General features: G+C 64.6%; 24 protein-coding genes. All 24 read left to right on the forward strand.

The annotated features are described in order from the left end of the window. Positions 1 to 4: 4 nt before the first annotated feature. Positions 5 to 1,591 (forward strand): DUF935 domain-containing protein, encoded by a 1,587-nt coding sequence (locus FFS27_RS03295; RefSeq protein WP_023109252.1) that lies wholly within the window; start codon positions 5 to 7, stop codon positions 1,589 to 1,591. Beyond that, complete coding sequence (locus FFS27_RS03300; protein ID WP_023109251.1) at positions 1,591 to 2,877, forward strand: phage head morphogenesis protein; 1,287 nt, start codon at positions 1,591 to 1,593, stop codon at positions 2,875 to 2,877. Before FFS27_RS03295 ends, FFS27_RS03300 begins: the two co-directional genes overlap by 1 nt. After that, the gene (locus FFS27_RS03305; RefSeq protein ID WP_023109250.1) at positions 2,877 to 3,344 is read left to right on the forward strand and encodes a phage virion morphogenesis protein; all 468 of its coding nucleotides are present in this window, start codon (positions 2,877 to 2,879) and stop codon (positions 3,342 to 3,344) included. Before FFS27_RS03300 ends, FFS27_RS03305 begins: the two co-directional genes overlap by 1 nt. 112 nt (positions 3,345 to 3,456) lie before the next feature. Further along, positions 3,457 to 3,654, forward strand: coding sequence for a hypothetical protein (locus FFS27_RS03310; protein WP_022580027.1), 198 nt, complete (start codon positions 3,457 to 3,459; stop codon positions 3,652 to 3,654). Next, positions 3,651 to 3,953 (forward strand): anti-CRISPR protein AcrFgp36, encoded by a 303-nt coding sequence (acrFgp36, locus tag FFS27_RS03315; RefSeq protein WP_016068584.1) that lies wholly within the window; start codon positions 3,651 to 3,653, stop codon positions 3,951 to 3,953. The genes FFS27_RS03310 and acrFgp36 overlap by 4 nt, the downstream gene beginning before the upstream one ends. Beyond that, the gene (locus FFS27_RS03320) at positions 3,916 to 4,164 is read left to right on the forward strand and encodes a winged helix-turn-helix domain-containing protein (protein ID WP_031294055.1); all 249 of its coding nucleotides are present in this window, start codon (positions 3,916 to 3,918) and stop codon (positions 4,162 to 4,164) included. The genes acrFgp36 and FFS27_RS03320 overlap by 38 nt, the downstream gene beginning before the upstream one ends. Positions 4,165 to 4,383: 219 nt before the next feature. After that, positions 4,384 to 5,490 carry a phage protease gene (locus tag FFS27_RS03325; protein WP_024007849.1) on the forward strand — a complete coding sequence of 369 codons (1,107 nt, stop codon included), beginning with the start codon at positions 4,384 to 4,386 and terminating at the stop codon, positions 5,488 to 5,490. A 9-nt stretch (positions 5,491 to 5,499) separates the two neighbouring features. Further along, on the forward strand, positions 5,500 to 5,898 hold the full coding sequence (locus tag FFS27_RS03330; protein WP_012613793.1) for a hypothetical protein: 399 nt from the start codon (positions 5,500 to 5,502) through the stop codon (positions 5,896 to 5,898). A gap of 27 nt (positions 5,899 to 5,925) precedes the next feature. After that, the gene (locus FFS27_RS03335; RefSeq protein ID WP_023109247.1) at positions 5,926 to 6,834 is read left to right on the forward strand and encodes a Mu-like prophage major head subunit gpT family protein; all 909 of its coding nucleotides are present in this window, start codon (positions 5,926 to 5,928) and stop codon (positions 6,832 to 6,834) included. Positions 6,835 to 6,845: 11 nt separating this feature from the next. Continuing rightward, positions 6,846 to 7,148, forward strand: coding sequence for an HI1506-related protein (locus FFS27_RS03340; protein WP_023109246.1), 303 nt, complete (start codon positions 6,846 to 6,848; stop codon positions 7,146 to 7,148). A gap of 62 nt (positions 7,149 to 7,210) precedes the next feature. Then, the gene (locus FFS27_RS33160) at positions 7,211 to 7,387 is read left to right on the forward strand and encodes a hypothetical protein (protein WP_012613796.1); all 177 of its coding nucleotides are present in this window, start codon (positions 7,211 to 7,213) and stop codon (positions 7,385 to 7,387) included. Next, positions 7,384 to 7,800 carry a gp436 family protein gene (locus tag FFS27_RS03345; RefSeq protein ID WP_022580022.1) on the forward strand — a complete coding sequence of 139 codons (417 nt, stop codon included), beginning with the start codon at positions 7,384 to 7,386 and terminating at the stop codon, positions 7,798 to 7,800. The genes FFS27_RS33160 and FFS27_RS03345 overlap by 4 nt, the downstream gene beginning before the upstream one ends. Beyond that, positions 7,797 to 8,276 carry a phage tail terminator protein gene (locus FFS27_RS03350; RefSeq protein WP_023109245.1) on the forward strand — a complete coding sequence of 160 codons (480 nt, stop codon included), beginning with the start codon at positions 7,797 to 7,799 and terminating at the stop codon, positions 8,274 to 8,276. Before FFS27_RS03345 ends, FFS27_RS03350 begins: the two co-directional genes overlap by 4 nt. Next, on the forward strand, positions 8,264 to 8,443 hold the full coding sequence (locus FFS27_RS03355) for a DUF7210 family protein (RefSeq protein ID WP_003099460.1): 180 nt from the start codon (positions 8,264 to 8,266) through the stop codon (positions 8,441 to 8,443). Before FFS27_RS03350 ends, FFS27_RS03355 begins: the two co-directional genes overlap by 13 nt. 32 nt (positions 8,444 to 8,475) lie before the next feature. After that, complete coding sequence (locus FFS27_RS03360; protein ID WP_003137261.1) at positions 8,476 to 9,246, forward strand: hypothetical protein; 771 nt, start codon at positions 8,476 to 8,478, stop codon at positions 9,244 to 9,246. A gap of 3 nt (positions 9,247 to 9,249) precedes the next feature. After that, positions 9,250 to 9,768 (forward strand): DUF6631 family protein, encoded by a 519-nt coding sequence (locus tag FFS27_RS03365; RefSeq protein WP_023109243.1) that lies wholly within the window; start codon positions 9,250 to 9,252, stop codon positions 9,766 to 9,768. 126 nt (positions 9,769 to 9,894) lie between these two features. Then, the gene (locus FFS27_RS03370; RefSeq protein WP_033975711.1) at positions 9,895 to 13,599 is read left to right on the forward strand and encodes a tape measure protein; all 3,705 of its coding nucleotides are present in this window, start codon (positions 9,895 to 9,897) and stop codon (positions 13,597 to 13,599) included. 6 nt (positions 13,600 to 13,605) lie between these two features. Further along, complete coding sequence (locus FFS27_RS03375; protein ID WP_023109241.1) at positions 13,606 to 14,562, forward strand: hypothetical protein; 957 nt, start codon at positions 13,606 to 13,608, stop codon at positions 14,560 to 14,562. Between the two features lies 1 nt (position 14,563). Further along, a complete protein-coding gene (locus tag FFS27_RS03380) occupies positions 14,564 to 15,487 on the forward strand; it encodes a hypothetical protein (RefSeq protein WP_003094576.1) in 924 nt (307 codons plus the stop codon). Beyond that, positions 15,487 to 17,190, forward strand: coding sequence for a hypothetical protein (locus FFS27_RS03385; protein WP_023109240.1), 1,704 nt, complete (start codon positions 15,487 to 15,489; stop codon positions 17,188 to 17,190). Before FFS27_RS03380 ends, FFS27_RS03385 begins: the two co-directional genes overlap by 1 nt. Then, positions 17,180 to 18,001 carry a phage BR0599 family protein gene (locus FFS27_RS03390; RefSeq protein WP_023109239.1) on the forward strand — a complete coding sequence of 274 codons (822 nt, stop codon included), beginning with the start codon at positions 17,180 to 17,182 and terminating at the stop codon, positions 17,999 to 18,001. The genes FFS27_RS03385 and FFS27_RS03390 overlap by 11 nt, the downstream gene beginning before the upstream one ends. A gap of 8 nt (positions 18,002 to 18,009) precedes the next feature. Then, positions 18,010 to 18,249, forward strand: a complete 240-nt coding sequence (locus tag FFS27_RS03395; RefSeq protein ID WP_022580015.1) for a hypothetical protein — start codon at positions 18,010 to 18,012, stop codon at positions 18,247 to 18,249. Next, complete coding sequence (locus FFS27_RS03400; protein WP_023109238.1) at positions 18,246 to 18,464, forward strand: hypothetical protein; 219 nt, start codon at positions 18,246 to 18,248, stop codon at positions 18,462 to 18,464. Before FFS27_RS03395 ends, FFS27_RS03400 begins: the two co-directional genes overlap by 4 nt. After that, on the forward strand, positions 18,454 to 19,774 hold a 1,321-nt coding region (locus FFS27_RS03405; RefSeq protein WP_218570987.1), incomplete at its 3' end, for a phage tail protein. The genes FFS27_RS03400 and FFS27_RS03405, both read left to right, overlap by 11 nt.

The raw sequence follows: 19,774 nt of genomic DNA on the forward strand, positions 1-19,774 counted from the left end.
AACGATGGCCGCCATCGTGGATATTTACGGCAACCCCCTGCGAACCCAGCAGCTGCGCAAGCAGCAGACCGCGCACCTGGCCGGTCTGGCCAAAGAGTTCGCCAACCACCCGGCCAAGGGGCTGACCCCAGCCAAGCTGGCTCACATCCTGATCGAGGCCGAGCAGGGGCACCTCCAGGCTCAGGCCGAGCTGTTCATGGACATGGAGGAACGCGACGCCCACCTGTTCGCCGAAATGAGCAAGCGCAAGCGCGCTGTCCTCGGCCTGGACTGGACCATCGAGCCGCCGCGCAACGCCTCGGCCGCAGAGAAGGCCGACGCGGAGTATCTCCACGAGCTGCTGCTCGACCTGGAAGGCATTGAAGACCTCATGCTCGATTGCATGGACGGCGTCGGCCACGGCTATAGCGCTATCGAGCTGGACTGGTCCCTCCAGGGACGGGAGTGGCTGCCGCAGGCCTTCGACCACCGGCCACAGAGCTGGTTTCAACTGAACCCGGACGACCAGGACGAGCTGCGCCTGCGCGATAACAGCATCGCGGGCGAGGTACTCCAGCCGTTCGGCTGGATCATGCACAAGCCGCGTTCGCGCTCGGGATACGTGGCGCGTAGCGGGCTGTTCCGGGTCGTGGCCTGGCCATACCTGTTCAAACACTACTCCACGGCCGACCTGGCGGAAATGCTCGAAATCTACGGTCTGCCGATCCGGCTCGGGAAGTACCCGCCCGGCACGCCCGACGAAGAGAAGGTAACCCTGCTGCGAGCCGTGACCGGCCTCGGCCATGCCGCAGCGGGCATCATCCCCGAGAGTATGTCTATCGATTTCCAGGAAGCGTCGAAAGGCTCGGCCGAGCCGTTCATGGCCATGATGCGCTGGTGCGATGACTCGATGTCGAAGGCCATCCTGGGCGGCACGCTCACCAGCCAGACCAGCGAGTCGGGCGGTGGTGCCTATGCCCTGGGGCAGGTCCATAACGAGGTGCGCCATGACCTTCTGGCGGCGGATGCCCGACAGCTCGCCGCCACGCTGAGCCGCGACCTACTCTGGCCCCTCCTGGTCCTCAACCGCTCCGGCAATCTCGACGCACGCCGCGCCCCCCGCCTGGTGTTCGACCTCAAGGACCGGGCCGACCTGGCCGCCATGGCAACGTCATTACCGCCCCTGGTCAAGCTGGGCGTCCAGGTGCCGGTCAACTGGGTCCAGGAGCAACTGGGAATCCCGCTGCCGGCCAAAGGCGAGGCAGTCCTGGTCGATCAGGCCGGCGCAGGCATCGCCCAACTGAGCCGGCGTCCTGGTCCTCGCATCGCTGCGCTGGCCCAAGTGATCGGACCACGCTACCGCGATCAGGAAGCGCTGGACCAGGTGTTAGCCAGCCTGCCGGCCCAGGACATGCAAAACCAGGCCGATAGCCTGGTCGCACCGCTCCTGGATGTGATCAGCCGCGGAGGTAGCGAGGCCGAGCTGCTCGGCGCGCTGGCCGAGGCATTCCCGGATATGGACGACAGCGCCCTGGCGGATGCCCTCCATCGGTTACTGTTCGTGGCCGACACCTGGGGCCGGCTCAACGGCACGCTGGATCGGATCGACTGATGGCAACGCCAACCGAGGCCGATCTGCGGGCCATCTTCGCCATGCGGCCGGAGGCCGCCATTGAGTACCTGGAGCGCAAGGGGTTCGCCATTACCTGGAACTGGCACGATGTTGACGCGGCCACCCATGCCCGAGCGCTGACGGTGGCCAAGGCGGCACGCCTGGATGTGCTCCAGGACATCCGCGACGCCCTGGTCGATAACCTGGAACGTGGCGGAACGCTGCGCGACTTCCAGCGCAACCTGCGGCCGGTCCTGGAGGCCAAAGGCTGGTGGGGGCGTCAGATAGTGGTTGCGCCGGACGGCGGGGCCGAGGTCGCCCAGCTCGGCAGCCCGCGCCGGCTGGAAACCATCTATCAGACCAACATGCAGTCCGCCTACATGGCTGGGCGCTATGCCGCCGCATACGAGGCCAAGGAAACTCATCCTTACTGGATGTATGTGGCCGTCATGGATAGCGTCACCCGGCCCAGTCATGCGGCGCTACATGGCAAGGTGTTCCGCTGGGACGACCCGATCTGGCAGCACATCATGCCGCCGAATGGCTACAACTGCCGTTGCCGAATCGTTCCGTTGACGGCGGCCGCTGTGCGTCGCCGTGGTCTGACGGTCGAATCCAGCGTCGGCAAGACCGGTCAGGTGACCGTCGAGACGGGCGTAGACAAGCGGACGGGGGAGATTCGGGAACAGACCCTAACCACCCTGGAGACGACCGACCGGGCCGGTCGGAAGATCCAATTTCGCCCCGATGCCGGGTTCGACGGCAGCCCGATACAGAGCACCCTGATGGACCAGGTGCTGTACAACAAGGCCGAGCGCACCCTGGGAGCGCCTGCCGCCCTCGGCGAGGTCCAGGACGTGCTCCTGGACCCGGTACGCCAGCGCGCCTGGAAGGCGTTTGTGGACCGCTCCACGTCGCCCCAGGGACAGACGATGTCGGTCGGCGTCCTCGATCCGACCGACATCACCTACGCGGCTGCCCAGGGTGCCCAGCTCCAGGCTGGCGTGGTATCGGCCAGCGACACCGTGATCCGTAACAGCCCGGTCGCTCGCGAGCAGCTGGCGAACCTGCCGCAGCGCCTGGCCCAGCCCGCCATGGTGCTGTGGGAGCGTGGCAGCGAGTCGCTGGTCTATGTCGTCCAGGATGGCGACTCTACCCTGGCGGTTCGGCTGCGCGGTGGCGTCTATGGGCCGGGCCAAATGGAGAACATCAGCCAGGTTACAGAGGTGACGATGGAAAGCATCGACGACGGGCTCGCCCTGGGCCGTTACAGGAGGGTTCGCTAATGGCCAATCGCATCGAGCTGGAGCTGGTGGACCGCGAGGTCCAGGAGCGCCTGGCGGCGCTCTACGCGGCGGTAACCGACACCCTGCCGCTGATGCGCGGCATTGCTGCCGAGCTGCTGGCCGAGACGGAGTTTGCATTCATGGACGAGGGGCCGGGATGGCCTCAGTTGAGCCCCGTTACCGTTGCAGCGCGAGCGGCGAAGGGGCGCGGCGCGCATCCGATTCTCCAGGTCACCAACGCCCTGGCGCGCTCGATCACCACCCGCGCCGACCGTGACCAGGCGCAGATCGGCTCCAATCTGAGCTACGCACCTATCCAGCAGTTGGGCGGTCAGGCTGGGCGAGGCCGTAAGGTGACAATCCCGGCGCGCCCGTATCTGCCGGTCCTCAGAAACGGCCAGCTCAAGCCAAGCGCCCGCGATGCGGTCCTGGACGTCCTTCTAGCTGCTCTATCCCAGTGGCGCTAGGGGGAATGAATTCGGACAAGCGGCACATTGTGCCTATTGCGTATTAGGCACAATGTGCCTAATCTAGCCTCATGCCAGCCACAACGGCGAGGCGCTAACAAGGATCGAAGCTATGAAAATCACCAATGACACCACCACCTATGAAGTGGCCGAACTGATGGGTTCGGAGGCGGACGAACTCGATGGACGCATCATGTTGGGTCTGCTCAGCCGCGAATGCGTGGTAGACACTGACGAGCTGAGCGAGGATCAATGGCTGGCTCTGATCGACGAGTCGCAGAAAGTTCGCCGCGAACAGGAAGCAGAATGATGACCATCAGTAAGACAGACATTGACTGTTACCTCCAGACCTACGTTGTTATCGACCCAGTAAGCAACGGGTGGCAGTGGGGAATCGATGAGAATGGAGTCGGTGGCGCCCTCCATCATGGCCGAGTAGAGATGGTTGAAGGTGAGAATGGTTACTTCGGCTTGCGTGGCGCCACTCACCCGACCGAGAAGGAAGCCATGGCCGCCGCGCTCGGGTATCTGTGGAAATGCCGACAGGACCTGGTGGCCATCGCTCGCAATGATGCAATTGAAGCCGAGAAATACCGTGCCAAGGCCTGACGCCTCCAGCCACAATCCAGACCCGCGCTACCTGCGCGGGCTGCTCAAGAAAGCCGGTATCAGCCAGCGGCGCGCAGCCGAGCTGCTCGGCCTCAGTGACAGGGTGATGCGCTATTACCTGAGCGAGGATGTCAAAGAGGGCTACCGTCCCGCGCCGTATACCGTCCAGTTCGCCCTGGAGTGCCTGGCGAGCGACCCGCCATCTGCGTGATCACCTGATCCGCCCGCAAACGCGCTACACGCGCCGAAACGGGGTTAGCCGCTACCTCGCATCAGATTCGGTGCGTTAACCCCGTTAGAACCCCGTTAGAAATCGTTCCATCGCCATCCGCGTGCCAGGGCTTAGCCAGAAGACGGCGCCGGTTGGTTTCCGCAGTCGTTGAACCCCTTCACGTAACCGCCGTGCTCGACCGTCGCCACCATTGGCGGCATGAAGAAGAACCGCCTACACGTTGCCATCGCCGCCTGCTCGTTCCAGCTCCCCAAGCTGGAGGACGGCAGCGCCTGGATTCAAGTTACGCCTGCCGGTGAGTTCTGGCCCATGGATGGGCGCCCTATGGATGTGCCGGGCTGGCGGATCGATGCCGCCAGTGCCGCCGCAGTGATCGAGCGCGCACGGTCGCGCAAGACTCCGCCCGTCCTGGACTACGAGCACCAGACCCTAAAGAAAGAGCAGAACGGCCAGCCCGCGCCCGCTGCCGGCCGTTTCCTGGACTTCGAATGGCGCGAAGGCTCCGGCCTGTGGGGGCGTGTCGAATACACCGCCCGCGCCGCGAAGCTGATCGAGGACGGCGAGTACCTCTACTTCAGCCCCGTCTTCAGCTACGCCCCGGACGGCACGGTCCTCTCCATCCTCATGGGCGCAATGACAAATGACCCCGCCATCGACGGTCTGGAGCCTCTCGCACGCCGAGCGGCCGCGACCTTTGGCCTCTACAACCCCGACGAGGAAACCCCTGTGGATGAACTCCTGAAAGCCATCATCGCGGCCCTGTCGCTGAAAGAAGGCACGACCGAGGCAGAGGCCATTGCGGCCCTGACCGCCCTGAAGCCGGCCCTGGACGCCCAAGCGACCAACCTGGCCAAGCTGCGCGAAACCCTCGGCCTGGCCCAGGACGCGGACGTCGAGCAGATCGCCGCCGCCACCGCCCAGCTGAAGGTCGCCGCCCCCGGTAACCCCGACCCGGCGAAGTATGTGCCCGTTGAAGCTGTCACCCAGCTCCAGGGCCAGGTCGCGGCGCTGACCTCTCGCATCAACGGCGGCGAGCTGGACGGCCTGATCAACAGCGCTATCCAGGAGGGCCGACTCATTCCGTCCATGGAGCCCTGGGCGCGTGAATACGGCGCCAAGGACTTGGCCGGCCTGAAGAACTACCTGGGCCAGGCCAAGCCCATCGCCGCCCTGACCCAACAGCAGAGCGCCGGGCGTACCTCGGTGCCTACCTCGGTGGACCAGCTGGACGAGGCCGCCCTCGCGGTTTGCTCGGCCTTGCAGATCAAGCCGGAGGATTACCTCAAGACCCTGAAAGGCCAGTAAGGAGGCGCTATGACTGCCCTGACCACCGACCGCAACACCCCGCTCCAGGACGCCGAGGTCATCGGCGTGCCGGTAGCGGCCAACGTCCAGGTCTTCGCCGGCGCCATCGTCGTGGCGAACGCTACCGGGTTCGCCGTAGGCGGCAGCACCGCCACCGGCTTGACCTACCTGGGCCGCGCTGAGGAATACGTGGACAACCGCAATGGCGCGGACGGCGCCAAGGTCGTCCGTGTGCGCCGCCTGAACGCCTTCAAGTGGGCGAACGACGGCAGCGTCACCCAGGCGCACCTGATGAAACCCGCCTACATCGTGGACGACCAGACCGTCGCCGCCACGGACGGCACCGAAACCCGCTCCCCGGCCGGCCGCATCATCGGCGTCGAACCGGACGGCGTGTGGGTGGAATAACAGGCTCACCAACGGAGAACCGGACACATGCTGATCAACAAGCAGAGTCTCAACGCGGCATTCGTCGCGATCAAAACCATCTTCAACAACGCCTTCGCGGCGGCCCCCACCACCTGGCAGAAGATCGCCATGGAAGTGCCGAGCAACACCAGCAGCAACGATTACAAGTGGTTGAGCACCTTTCCGAAGATGCGCCGCTGGATCGGCGCGAAGGTGGTCAAGAACCTGAAAGCCTACAAGTACGTTGTCGAGAACGAGGACTTCGAGGCCACCGTCGAGGTGGACCGCAACGACATCGAGGACGACCAAATCGGCATCTACTCGCCCCAGGCGAAGATGGCCGGTTACTCGGCGGCTCAGCTCCCGGACGAGCTGGTCTATGAAGCGGTCAACGGCGCCTTCACCAAGCCCTGTTTCGACGGCCAGTATTTCATCGACACGGATCACCCTGTCGGTGATGCCTCGGTGAGCAACAAGGGCACCGCTCCGCTTTCCAACGCCAGCCAGGCGGCGGCGAAGGCAAGTTATGGTGCTGCTCGCACTGCGATGAAGAAGTTCAAAGACGAGGAAGGACGTTCCCTCAACGTTTCCCCCAACGTGCTCCTGGTCGGCCCGGCGCTGGAAGACGTGGCGAAGATGCTGCTCACCAACCCGAAGTTCGCGGACAACACCCCGAACCCCTACGTCGGCACTGCTGAGCTGGTAGTGGACGGGCGTATCGAGTCCGACACCTCCTGGTTCCTGCTGGACACCACCAAGCCGGTAAAACCGTTCATCTTCCAGCCCAGGAAACAGCCGGAATTCGTTTCCCAGGTCAACCTGGATTCGGATGACGTCTTCAACCTGCGCAAGCTGAAGTTCGGCGCCGAAGCCCGCGCTGCTGCCGGTTACGGCTTCTGGCAGCTGGCCTATGGCTCCACCGGCACTGGCGCATAAGGGGGCATCTCATGGCACGCAAAGCCGCAACTACCGCCAAGCCGACCGCCAGGCTGGCCCGCCAGCCGGCGGGCGATGAAGCCCAGCAGAGCGTCGAGGGCATCTTCGTGCGCAGCTATCCGCCGACCTTCCGGCGTGCTGGCTTCGCGTTCACCAGCGAAGGAATCGGAATCGCCCTGTCCGCCCTGACTGAGGCGCAGCTCCAGGCCATCAAGGAAGAGCCCCAGCTGCGCGTCGAGTCCTGCGAGTTCTTGCCGGACGACGTCGGCGGCGAGGGTGAGCCGTCCGCGTCGGACAACGACACCCAGGAATAACCCACCCCAGCAGAGGGACCGCCCCTGGCCACGGATGGCCACCTATTCATCAGGAGTTCGACATGAGCGACCACACCCTGGCCATCAGTCAACTGACCATCGCCGCGCAGAACGCCGAGCACAACGCTCCGATCATCGAAGCCCAGGGCGACCTCGCCCAGGCCGAGCTGGATCGCCGGGTCGCTGCCGAGTGCCATAGCGCCATCGACGTCCTGGAGCACCAGGAGCAGCAACAGTGAGCTATTGCACCCAGGCCGACCTGGTCGAGCAGTACGGCGAGGCGTCCATCCGCCAGCTGAGCGACCGCGTCAATAAACCCGCCACGACCATCGATCCGGCGGTCGTGGCCCAGGCCATCGCCGATGCGGACGCGGAGATCGATCTCCACTTGCACGCCCGCTACCAGCTGCCGCTGGCCCAGGTGCCTGTGGTGCTGAAGCGCGTAGCGTGCGTGCTGGCATTTGCCAACCTGCACACCCAGGTCAAGGACGACCACCCCGCGATCCTGGATGCCGAGCGCAAGCGGAAGCTGCTGAGCGGTATTTCCTCCGGGAAGCTCAGCCTGGCCCTGACCAGCTCCGGCACCCCGGCGCCCATTGCCAACACCGTTCAAATCAGTTCGCAACGCAACGATTTCGGGGGCACCTGGTGACCACTGCCGAGCCGTTCGATTACCTGTTCCTGGAGACGCTCCTGGTCGAGCGCATCCGCGCCGAGGTGCCCGGCCTTCAGGACGTTTCTGGCATCCCCGATCTGGCCACCCTCGACGAACAGCGCCAGGGCTCGCCTTGCGTCTATGTCGTCTACCTGGGCGACGAGATCGGCACCGGGGCGTCGCACCAGGGCGGCAGTCGGGCGATTCAGACGGTCACCCAGCACTGGGCAGCCGTGCTGACGTTGTACTACGCCGACGCCCAGGGCGACGGCCAGGGCGCCCGGCGCGAAGCCGGCCCGCTGCTCGGCCAGCTGCTCAAGGCACTGACCGGCTGGGTTCCTGATCAGGGCGTCAGCCCGCTGGCCCGCAGCCCGCAGGCTTCGCCAGTCAGCTACAGCAACGGGTTCTTCTATTTCCCGCTGGTATTCACCGCCAACTTTGTCTTCCCGAGGCTCAAGTCATGGAAACCGTAAAAGTCACCATCACCGCCGAGAAACCCAATCACACCCATGCCGGCAAGCCGGTGGCGCAGGGCGACGAGATCGAAGTCAGTCGCGCCGATGCCGAGTTTCTGCTGCGCCGTCAATTGATCACCAAGATTCCCGCCGAGCCCAAGGCCGACGAGAAACGCGACAAGTAACGCGCAACATCTGATTCCTACGGAGGCCTCACATGGCACAGGAAACGTATTTCTACGGGCAAGGTGAGATTGACGCCGCGCCTATCGTCAACGGCGTCCTCGGCAAATGGCGCTGGATTCAGGATGTCTCGGCCATGAGCATCCAGCTCGCAGTCGAGAAGGTCGAGCACAAGGAAAGCTACAGCGGCCAGAAAGCCCTGGTCCGAAGCTTCCCCATCGGCAAGACCGCCACCGTCAACATCACCCTGCACAGCATCGGCCCGGACAACCTGGCGCTTACTCTCTATGGCAAGGTCGTGGCCAAGGCGGCGGGCTCCGTGACGGGCGAGGTACTCCCCGCCGACCTGGTGGCTGGCGATGTGATCCGATTGGCCAATTTCGGCGTCAGCGAACTGGTCATCACCGACAGCGCGAGCAGCCCGGCGCCCCTCGACCCGCAGTATTACGCCCTGCGAGCCGATGGCGCCTACGGCGAGGTCCAACTGCTGGGTCTGCCGACGCCGGCCCCGACCCAGCCGTTCAAAGCGGCCTATGAGTACGCCGCCACTAAGCAGGTGGGCATGTTCACCGCGCCGCAGCCGACCGTTGCCCTGCGCTATAAGGGCATCAACCTGGCCGAAGGCGGCGCGCCGGTCATCGTCGAGCTGTACAAGGTCGCGACCGACCCGCTCCAGGAGCTGGCATTGATCAGCGACGGCAACACCGTTGCCGGGATGCAGATCAGCGGCGGTATCCTGCTGGACACCAGCAAGCCGGATACCGGCGACCTGGGCCGCTTCGGTCGCATTATCCAGCTGGGGTAAATCATGGCCGGGAAGAAGCCTGTTAACCCTCGCGGCCAGCCGACCGACTCGGCGCCCGACGACAGCCTGAGCGTGCTGTTCCCTGACCGTCAACTGACGGTCGGGGGCGTCGAGGTGACCGTACGCGAGCTGAGTTTCAGCGAGCAACTGCGCCACAACCATCTACTCGCGCCGCTTGGCGACAGCCTGGCCGCTATCCCCCCGCAGAAGATGGACAGCCCGGAGTCGATCAACGTCATCTTCGACGCCCTGGCCTTGCACGCTGACGCGCTGCGCGAGCTGATCGCCATCAGCTGCGGCCAGTCGATGGACTGGGTGGACGCTCTGCCACCAGATGAAGGTGAAGCTCTGGTGCTGACCTGGTGGGAGGTGAACAACGGTTTTTTCGTTCGACGGCTCTGGCGTCCGCGCCTCCTGGAAATGGCACTAGCCGCGCAGCGCTCTGGAGCCGAGTCTTCGCCGACCTCATTCGCGCCGGCCACCACCGCGACGCCCTCAACAACTACACCCGGCGACAGCTGATTCTCTTTTGGGAAGAGGCGCAAGCGGCTGAGCGCCGCGAGCAGGCCCGAGACATTAACGCGGTGATGTACGGAATGGTGGGAGGCACGGACGCCACCGCCTTGCTCCAACAGTTGGAATCCTGAAATGGCGAACAATCAGCAACTGACACTGGCCCTCCGCATCCGCGCCGATCTGAACGACGCCCAGGACGCCCTGCGTCGCCTGAACGGTAATGTCGATGAACTGGGCCAGAGCACCAGGACAGCGGCGCGGGATGCTGATCAACTGAATGCCGCCACCCAGCGCATCGGTGGCGGCATGACGGCCCTCGCTGCCTCCATCAAGGCCGCTGCGCTGGGGCTGGGGGCGCTGTTCAGTATTCGGGAGATCATCCAGACCACCGACGCCTGGACCAACCTCCAGAACCGGCTGCGCTTGGTCACCAGCACCCAGGCGCAACTGGCAGCGGTGACCGCTGACGTATACCGCATCGCTCAGCTGACCAGCTCCGCGCTGGACTCTACCGCCACCGTCTACCAGCGTTTCGCGCAGAACGCCGACCGGCTGAACATCAGCCAGCGGCAAGTCGCATCGCTGACTGACACGGTGGCCAAGTCCATCGCGATTTCAGGCGCCAGTGCGCAGAGCGCCGAGGCGGCCCTGGTCCAGTTCGGCCAAGCTCTGGCGTCGGGCGTTCTGCGCGGTGAGGAATTCAACTCGGTCAGCGAGCAGGCGCCCGCGCTGCTGAAAGCAATTGCCGATGGCCTCAACGTCAATATCGGCGAGCTTCGCAAGATGGCGAACGAAGGCCAGTTGACGGCTGATGTCCTGGTGGACGCCTTGAGCAACGCGGCAGCCGGCGTGAACGATCAATTCGCCACCAGCATCAAGACCGTTTCGATGGCTGTCCAGGAGCTGGAGAATGCGTTCACTCGCCTGGTAGGTGAGTTCACCAATGGCCGAGGTGCGGGCGAGGCGCTGGCCGGCGCCATTTCCGGGGTCGCCAATGTCATGGACGGCCTGAGCGATAACGCCGAGCTGCTGGGCACCGCCCTGGATGCCGTGATGGTGACGGCAGCCGGCCGAGCGGTGGCGGCCATCACCGGGCTGACTACTACCTGGCTCAGCAACGCGGCGGCCAGTCGCGCCGCAGCCATCGCCGCCGCTCAGAAAGCAACGGCCGACGAAGGCGCCGCCGTGGCGGCACAGCGAGCCGCTGCCCAGGAGCTACAACGGGCCAAGGCCGCTGTCGCCTCGGCAGAGGCCGAGGTGGCCGCCAGCCGCGCCCGCCAGGCCGCCAGTCTCCAGAACCTTCGGGACGTCCAGGCCGCTCTGGTTGCGGAGCGCACGCTGGAGCAGGCCCGGCTTCAGGCGCAGATCACCGATATTGGTCGGCAGCAGTCCCTCGCTCGCCTGGCTGAGCTACGGCTGTCCGAAGCGGCCATTATCAGGCAGGTCCAGGCCGCAGAGGCGTCGCTCGCATCCACGACGCTGGCGTCTTCGGCCGCCGTCACCGCCGCCTATCAGCGCAGGACCGCCGCAGTCGCGGCAGCCGCTTCGGCACAACAGGCTCTGACGGTCGCCACGAACAACGCGAATATCGCCTCTGCGGCCGCCGCTGCGGCATCCAGCTTCCTGGCTCGCGGCATGGGAACAGTGACGGCGGTCGGTGGCCGGCTGCTGGGGTTCCTGGGCGGTCCCATCGGCGTTATCTCGATGATTGCCATTGCGGCCACGGCGTTCCTGGACTTCGGTAGTGACGCCGAGTCCGGCATGGACCGTGCCGCCAATGCAACCGAGTCGGCTAGCGTCCGCATCCGCAACGCCTCGCGGAACATTATCCAGGCGCTGAACCTGGGCGACCTGAAGACGGCCAACTACGACCAGCTCGGCAAGAGCATCGAGCAGATCAAGCAGCAACTGGCCGAGGCCGAGCAGATTCAGCAGCGTGCTGAGGCCCTCCAGGACACGGACGTTCCTACGGTGCCGGGCATGGACCTGCCGAGCCTGGATGAAGCCAACGAACGGGTACAGGCACTGACCGGAGCCCTGCGCAGGCTTGAGGCAGAACGAGCCGGCGACCGCTTCAAGAACGTGCGCGAGGGCAAGCAGTACCTGGAGAACCTGGAGCGCCAGAACGAGCGCCTCCAGAACCTCACCGCGACAGAAGAGGCCCTGAACTACCTGCGCAAGGAAGGTATCGATGCCACTTCGGAGCTGGGTAGGAAGATCCTGGACCAGGCCGCCGCCAACCAGAAGCTGGACGCCACCAATAAGGCCGAGGCCGAGTCCAAGCGCCAGTCCGAAGCGGCTGCGCGCAAGAGCGCTCAGACGTCGGAACAACTGCGCAAGAGCCAAGAGGGCTACGTCACCCAGCTGGAACGCCAGGCGGCCCTGCTGGGTATGAATAGCGCCGAGGTTCGCGCCTACGAGCTGGCCGAGAAAGGACTAACTGGGGCGCTAAGGGCCAGGGCAGAAGCTGCCCTTGCTGCTATCGATGCCGACGAGAAGAGGCGCCAGGCCGATGCCAATGCAAGCGCCAATGCCGACCTTGAGGCCGAGTATCTGCGGGCGACCGGCCGCGCCGTTGACGCGGGGCTGCTGGAGATTCGGGCGAAATTTGACGCGATGCGTCGGGACTTCGAGAAGGCGGGCAACGATGCCGGCTTGGCCTGGATCGACAAGCTAATTCCCGTCGCCGAAGCCAAGGTCCGACTGGATGACGTCAAGCAGAAGATGGACGACTTACTTGCCGAGCAACAGCGGGCTGAGTCATCCGTCAACGTCCAGCAGGATGCCGGTGTCATCAACGAAATGGACGCCCGGCAGCGCATCCTGGACATTCACCGAGCGACCTACGAGAAGCTCCAGCAGATTCGGCCGATCCTGGAACAGATGGCCCGCCAGCCTGGCGAGGTCGGCCGAGCCGCTGCCGAATCGCTCGCCCAACTGGACGCCGAGGCGGCGCGACTCCAGCAGACCACGACGCTGCTCGAAACCACCTTGCGGGACGGGCTCACCAGCGGCTTTACCGACGCCATCAAGGGACTCGCTTCCGGGACCATGGACTTGCGCGACGCCATTACGTCGCTGGGTGAGGCTGTACTCAATGCCTTGGTGAACATGGCGGCGCAGAACCTCGCGCAATCGCTGTCCAGCGGCATCATGGGGCTGTTTGGTGGCGGTCAGCAGGACACCAGCATGACGACCGGCGCGGCGGCTGTTACCGCGTCGGCCGGAGCCCTATCGACTGCGGGCGCCTCGCTGCTGACCGGGGCCGCTGCTATCCAAGCGGCCGCTGCGTCGCTGGCAGCCGCCAATGGCGTTCAAGGGCTGGGCGCTGCTGCGGGTGGTGCCGGTGCAGCTGGAGCAGCAGCGGGCGGCGGCAGTTGGTGGACCTCCATCGCCGGCATGTTCGGTTTCGCCACCGGCGGCCACATCAAGGGACCAGGAACAGGCACAAGCGACAGTATCCCGATTCTGGCATCCAACGACGAGTTTATGACCCGCGCCGCAGTTGTACGACAGCCCGGCGCCCTGGCATTTCTCGAACAGTTCAACCGCTACGGCATGGCCGCGCTGGCCGGCTGGGCGAACCCTGTCCGTCACGCAACCGGCGGCCAGATCGGCATTCCCGCCCCCAACCTGCCGGCCCCCGTCCGTGTCGGCGCGAACCTGCCCGAACCATCCAAGAACTTCAGCGCATCAGTCTCCAACGCGGTCCACCTCCATGCTGTTCAAGACCCCGACCAGGTGGCGGCCGACATGTGGGCCGGCAAGGGCGGCGACCATTACATCGTCTGGCTGAACAAGAACCGCCAGGCCGTCAAGCAAATACTCGGAAACTAGGAATTCATGGCTACTGAAATCGGCACCGCCACGAACCACCAGAACCTGGTCGAGCGCCTCGTCCAGTTCCTCACCGCGAACCCAGACCTGGTCGCGGCTGGGCAGGCCTACGAGAAGGTTTTCGACAACACCATCCCCGCGTCCGGCACGGCCATCGCCGTGCGCCAGGTGACCCTGTGCGCCCCTGGCCTGGGCGGCACCGATAGCATCTACATGGGGATTCAGAGCTACGGCGATACCGCCCTGGACTACTACAACCTTCGCCTGATGGGCGGCACGGCGTTCAATCCTGGAGCAATCCCGCCTGGCGGCGACTACTGGACCGCGTTTGCTAACTACAGCCCGCGGGTTCAGGCGCTGCTGTGGAATCAGCCCATGCCGTACTGGTTCTTCGCCAACGGCCGCAGGTTCTGGCTGGTCGTAAAAGTCTCGACGATCTACGAGTCGGCCGGCGCCGGCTTCATCCTGCCACCTTGTCCGCCATCGCAATATCCGTACCCGCTCGCCGTGGTGGGTTCCTACCGTGGCGACGTTGCAACCCGCTGGTCCGACGTTAGCGACCGGCACCGGGGCATCAGCAGCCCCTACGAGCGCAGCTGCTATCTCCGCGATCCCGCCGGGCGCTGGCTCGGTTTCACTGTCGAAGGAGGGGCTGCCAACGAGTCCGACTACAGCAATCGGACGCTCCTCCCGCTGGGCTGCGGCCGATATGCGGGCAGCAGTGACACCGTGGTCAAACAACTGCGTGACTCGTTCGGGAAGTTCCCGCTCAAAGCGCTGTCGTTCGTCACCCGCGAAACCGAGGGGCGCCGCTATCTGGGCGACTTCGACGGCGCCTTCTACGTGCCGACGCTCAACTCGGGCGCTGAAGACGTGATTGTCGAGGACGGTGTGGACCACGTCGTTTTCCAAACCGCTTGGCGTAGCGGTAACCCTTGGCTCTACGCGATCAGGAAGGACTGAAATGGCTTACTTCACAGGAACAGCGAACAACCCGGCCGACTTGCTCGCCAAGCTGCGCGTCCACGCCGAGTCGCTCGGCTGGGTCACCGACCGCGCCTCGGCATCGGAATGGCTTTGTCACAACGCCGACGGCTACTGGTCGTTCAACGCCGGTTCCAATCAATGGCAGCTCGCGGGCAATACGGGGTTCGACGACGGGCTTGCGTGGAATGCGCAGCCCGGCAACTCGGTGCAGAACAACCCGTATTCGTCGAAAGAAGCAACCATAGCGCAGCTCAGCGCCGGGCCATTTACGCGCTATCACCTGTTCGCCACCGCTGCCTATCTGCACCTGCACGTCGAAATCGCTGCCGGTCAGTTTCGTCCAGTGATGATCGGCTCCCTCAACAAGCGTGGCGTCGGCTATACGGGCGGCCAGTATGTTTGCGGCTCGTTCCTCTACAGCTCTGGCCAGGCGCTCACAAACAACTGGTCATCGCATCCATTCGATGGTTACCACATTCGATACAGCGGCGGCGGCAGCATGCTGCGGCTAGATAGCCTCGACGGTAGCCCATCGCCGGACTGGTTGCCGTTCGACTACACAACGAACGTCTCCCGGCGCGTCGTCGGCCCCGGTCGCGGAAACTACAGCAGTCAGTACCATCCAGACGTGGGGCTGATCGACGCGAGCGCAAACGAGCTGAACAGCTCGACCACCCCTGTGCCCTGCGCCATCTATGCGTTCGGCGCTCAGCAGCGCTCGCGGTACGTGGGCGAGGTGCCGGACTTTGGCATATGCAACATGGCGTTCCTCGCGCCTGGCGATCCGCTGGTGATCGGCAGCGACACTTGGCGCGTCTATCCGTTGCTCCAACGCGGAAGCGCTACCGATTTCGGCAACACCAGCGCCTGGGTCGGCTACTGCTTCCGAGTGCTTGAGTAATGGCGACGTTTCCGGGGTTCCAGGTGCCAAAGCCGCTGGTGGGGATCGTTGCCGGCATCACGCCGAATATCGACGCCCTGGAGCTGAACCAGGACATCAGCCTGGCAGCAGTCGCGGCCTCGACCTGGGCCGGCATCTACGCGGCGCATCAGCCGGTAGAGGTGATCCATTCGACGTACCAGGCTGTCCACCAAAGCGCTCTGGAAGAGAACTACTACAACCGCCTGTGGCTGATCCCTACGACCATGGAGTTGGGCAACGTCGTCAGCACCCAGGTACGACCGGCATCAGTCTGGAACGCATATTTCAGTCCGCGCACGCTGACCGCCATCGAGCGGGAAGATGCAGACGGCATCACGCTATCCGGCCAGGCGTCGCCGCCGCTGGGTTTTGCCGCCCTGGAAGAACGCACTTGGACGGTCAGCATTGGCACGGACGGCCCGCCCGTCGTCAATGCGCGGATCGTTTGGAGGCTCCAGGGCGAGCCGGACCTGGTCCTGGTCATCACCGGCAATCGCATCATCGCTTGGACGTTCGCGCCGGACTGGGGCGACAGCATCGTCGAGCGCCTGAGCGCCTCGACAAATATCCTGCAAAGCGAATCAGCCGTGACCCAGCGCCGAGCCATGCGCCTGGCGCCGCGCCGGGAGTTCGAAGCGAACATGTACGCGGTGGACCGCGAGCGGCAGCTGCTGGACATGACGCTGTTCGGCTGGGGCGCGCGCATTTGGGCGCTGCCTATCTGGCCTGATATCCAGCTGCTCCAGGAACCGCTGGCGGCCGGCTCGCTGAACATTCCGTGCGGCACGGCCGGCCTCGACTTCCGCGACGGCGGCCTGGCGATGCTGCGCGGCGAGGACGCTTTTGCTTATGAGGTCGTCGAGGTCAAGACGGTGACCGCCAGCGGCCTGGACCTGGTTCGGCCCGTCCAGGCCGCCTGGGGAACTGGCTCGCGACTGTACCCGGTGCGCACCGCGCAGCTGACCGAGCAGCCCACGCTGACCCGGCTGACCGATACCGCGCAGTCTGCGCGGGTGTCGTTCCTTGTGATGGAACCCAGCAGTTGGCCCGAGGTGATGCCGGCGACGATGTACCGGGGGCGTCCTGTCCTGGAACAGCGCCCGGACGAAAGCGAAGACCTGACGTCGAGCTATCAGCGCCTGCTGTCCACCCTGGATAACGGCAGCGCCATTCCCCGCGTGACCGACGTCGCCGGCATGGCGCTGCCCGTCATCGGCCATCGGTGGATCGGCATGGGCCGAGCCGAACGGTCGGCGTTCCGCAGCCTGGTCTATGCGCTACGCGGCCAGCAGAAGCCGCTGTGGGTGCCGACCCACGCCGACGACCTGACCCTGGTCGCCACCGTCTCGCAGCTGTCCACCGCGCTGGACGTGCGCAATATCGGCTATGCCCGTTTCGCCAATGGGCGACCGGGTCGTCGCGATATCCGCATCGAGCTGTACGACGGCACCGTCTATCACCGCCGCATTCTCACCAGCACCGAGCTGGACGCCGACACCGAGCGCTTGGCCATCGACGCCGCCCTGGGCCGCCTGGTCGAGCCGACCGATGTAGCGCGCATCTGTTTCATGGCGCTCTGTAGCGCCGCCACCGACGTGGTCGAGATCGAGCACGTCACCGATAGCGAGGGCGTCGCAACTGCCGCCCTGACGTTCAAAGGGGTTCGTGACGATGAGTTTTAACAGCCGCGAAAGCTCGCTTGTGGATGGGCAGCCGGTGCGGCTGTACCAGTTCAGCCGTGGCGCGATCCGCTGGAGCTACAACAGCAGCGACCGGGACATCACCTACCAGAACCAGGTTTTCCGCACCGTGCCGGGCGGCATCACCGACAACGGAATTATCTGTTCCGGCGATCCGCAGTCCGACCAGTTCGTCATCACCGCGCCGGCCGACCTCGATGTCGCGCTGCTGTACAAGACGCGGTCGCCGAGCGGTGCCATCGACCTGGTCGTCTACGACATGCACTACGGCGACGCCGAGGCAGCGGTTTCTTGGGTAGGCCAGATTGGCGATGTGGACTGGCCGACCGTGGATAGCTGCCGCATAACGTGCGTGTCCGAAGACGAACTGATGGACCAGCCCGGCTTGATCGACACCTACTGCCGCACCTGCACGGCAGTCGTTGGCGACCATCGCTGCAAGGTCAACCTCGTTCCGTATCGCGTGACGCTGACGCCGCAGAGCATCAGCGGCTGGGTGATCTCCAGCGGCGTGGTCGCCGGCTATGCCGATGGCTGGTTTACCGGGGGCTACGTCGAGTGGCAGGTGGACGGCGACAACTACGATAGCCGCTACATCGAGCGGCACGCCGGACCCGATCTTTACATCCTGGGCGGCACCGAGGGCATTCCGGCAGGTGGCCAACTGCGGGTCTATCCAGGTTGCGACGGGCTCGCGCAGACCTGCGACGACAAATTCAGCAACCTCCCCAACTTCAGGGGGTTTAACGCGATGCAAGGCAAGTCGCCGTTCGATGGCGACCAGGTCTGGTGAGGTAGGCCATGGACCCGATCACAATCAATCTCGTCATCCTGGCGGCGTCGTACATCCTCTCCAGCGTCCTGGCGCCGAAACCGCAGAAGCCCAAGCCGACCGCCTTTGAAGACATCGATTTCCCGCGCTGCGACGAGGGCGACGAACAGGTCGCCGTCTTCGGTCAGTGCTGGTCGAAGAGCTGGATGGTGCTGACCGTGGGCAACTACAGAACAAAGGCGATCAAGACCAAAGGGAGCAAGAAATGATCGTTACGGCTCAGCACCTGCATACCGTGCCGACCTGGACCACTCGGCAGGGCTACTGCCATCGCCAGGCGAGGGAGTTCTTCAAGCGCCATGGCCTGGACTGGATGGCTTTCCTACGGGACGGCATTGAGGCCGACGTGCTGGTCGCGACCGGCGACGCGCTCGCGCTCAAATTGGTTGAACATGCACGCCAGGAGGTAGCCGATGGGCGCTAAACCGAAGGCGCAGACGGTCGGGTTCGAATACTTTTTTGACATCCATTTCGCCCTGGGCAAGAAGATCGACGAGGTCTGCGCAATCCGCGCGAGCGGAAAGACCGCATGGAAGGGTTCGATCACCAGTAACGGCCAGGTTCGCATCAATGCGCCGGACCTGTTCGGCGGGAAGAAGGGCGAAGGCGGCCTCGACGGAACGCTCGATGTTCTGTTTGGCGAAGAGGACCAGGGCGTCCTTCCGCGCTTGGCGGCCATGCTTGGCGGCCTGGTGCCGGCGTTCCGTGGTGTAACCACTGGGTTCTATTCCGGCCTGGTCACCGCCATGAACCCCTACCCGAAGACCTGGGAAATTCTGCGTCGAGGCGGGAACCGCCTGTGGGACGGCAACCCCTGGTATCCCGAAAAGCAATTTATCTGGCTCGCGGACGGTCAGATCAAAGCGATGAACCCGGCGCACATCCTATATCTCGTCTACACCGGCCGGGACTTCCGGGGACTGGCCCGCACGCGAATGGACGAGGCGAGCTGGCGGGCCGCTGCTGACAAGCTGTATGCCGAGGGTTTCGGGCTGTGCTTTGAATGGACCAGGTCCGACACGTTCGCCAACTTCTGCGAGACGGTGAAATCGCATATCGGCGCTGAGGTTTACCCGAACCGTCAGACGGGACAGATCAGCATCCGGCTCCTGCGGGACGACTATAACGTCGCAGACCTGCCGCTGTTCGACGAGGACAGCGGCCTCCTGGAAATCACTCAGGAGAAGACCGGCTCGACCTCCCTGGCGCCGAGCCAGCTTATCGTGAAATACATCGACCAGATCGACGGGGCGCAGCGCCAAATCATCGTCAACAACAACGCGGTCGCTGCGTCGCAGGGGCGGCGCTCGTCTGAGGAAATCGAGTTCCTGGGCGTGCCTACCGGGGAGCTGGCCGGGCGAGTCGGTGAGCGGGAAATGCGTCTGAAGACAACCGGCCTGAAGCGCTATAAGGGCGTGTTCGACCGCCGCGCCCGTAGCCTGAACCCTGGCCAGCCGATCCGCATCCGTTCGACCCGGCGCGGCATCCCTGAAACCGTCGTTCGGGTCGGCCGGATCGAGGACAACTTCCTCGGCGACGGCAAGATCACCCTGACCGTCGTCCAGGATCAGTTCAATCTGCCGGCGACAACCGGCGTGGCGCCGCCACCACCGGGCTGGATTCCGCCCGACCGGACGCCTCGGGCGATCACTGTGCGCCGCCTGATCGAGGCACCCTATCGCGAACTGGCCGGCGTGATCGATCCGGCAAATCTCCAGCTCCTGGACGTGAGCG

The sequence above is a fragment of the Pseudomonas sp. 2VD genome, assembly GCF_005503585.1.
Lineage (GTDB): Bacteria > Pseudomonadota > Gammaproteobacteria > Pseudomonadales > Pseudomonadaceae > Pseudomonas > Pseudomonas aeruginosa.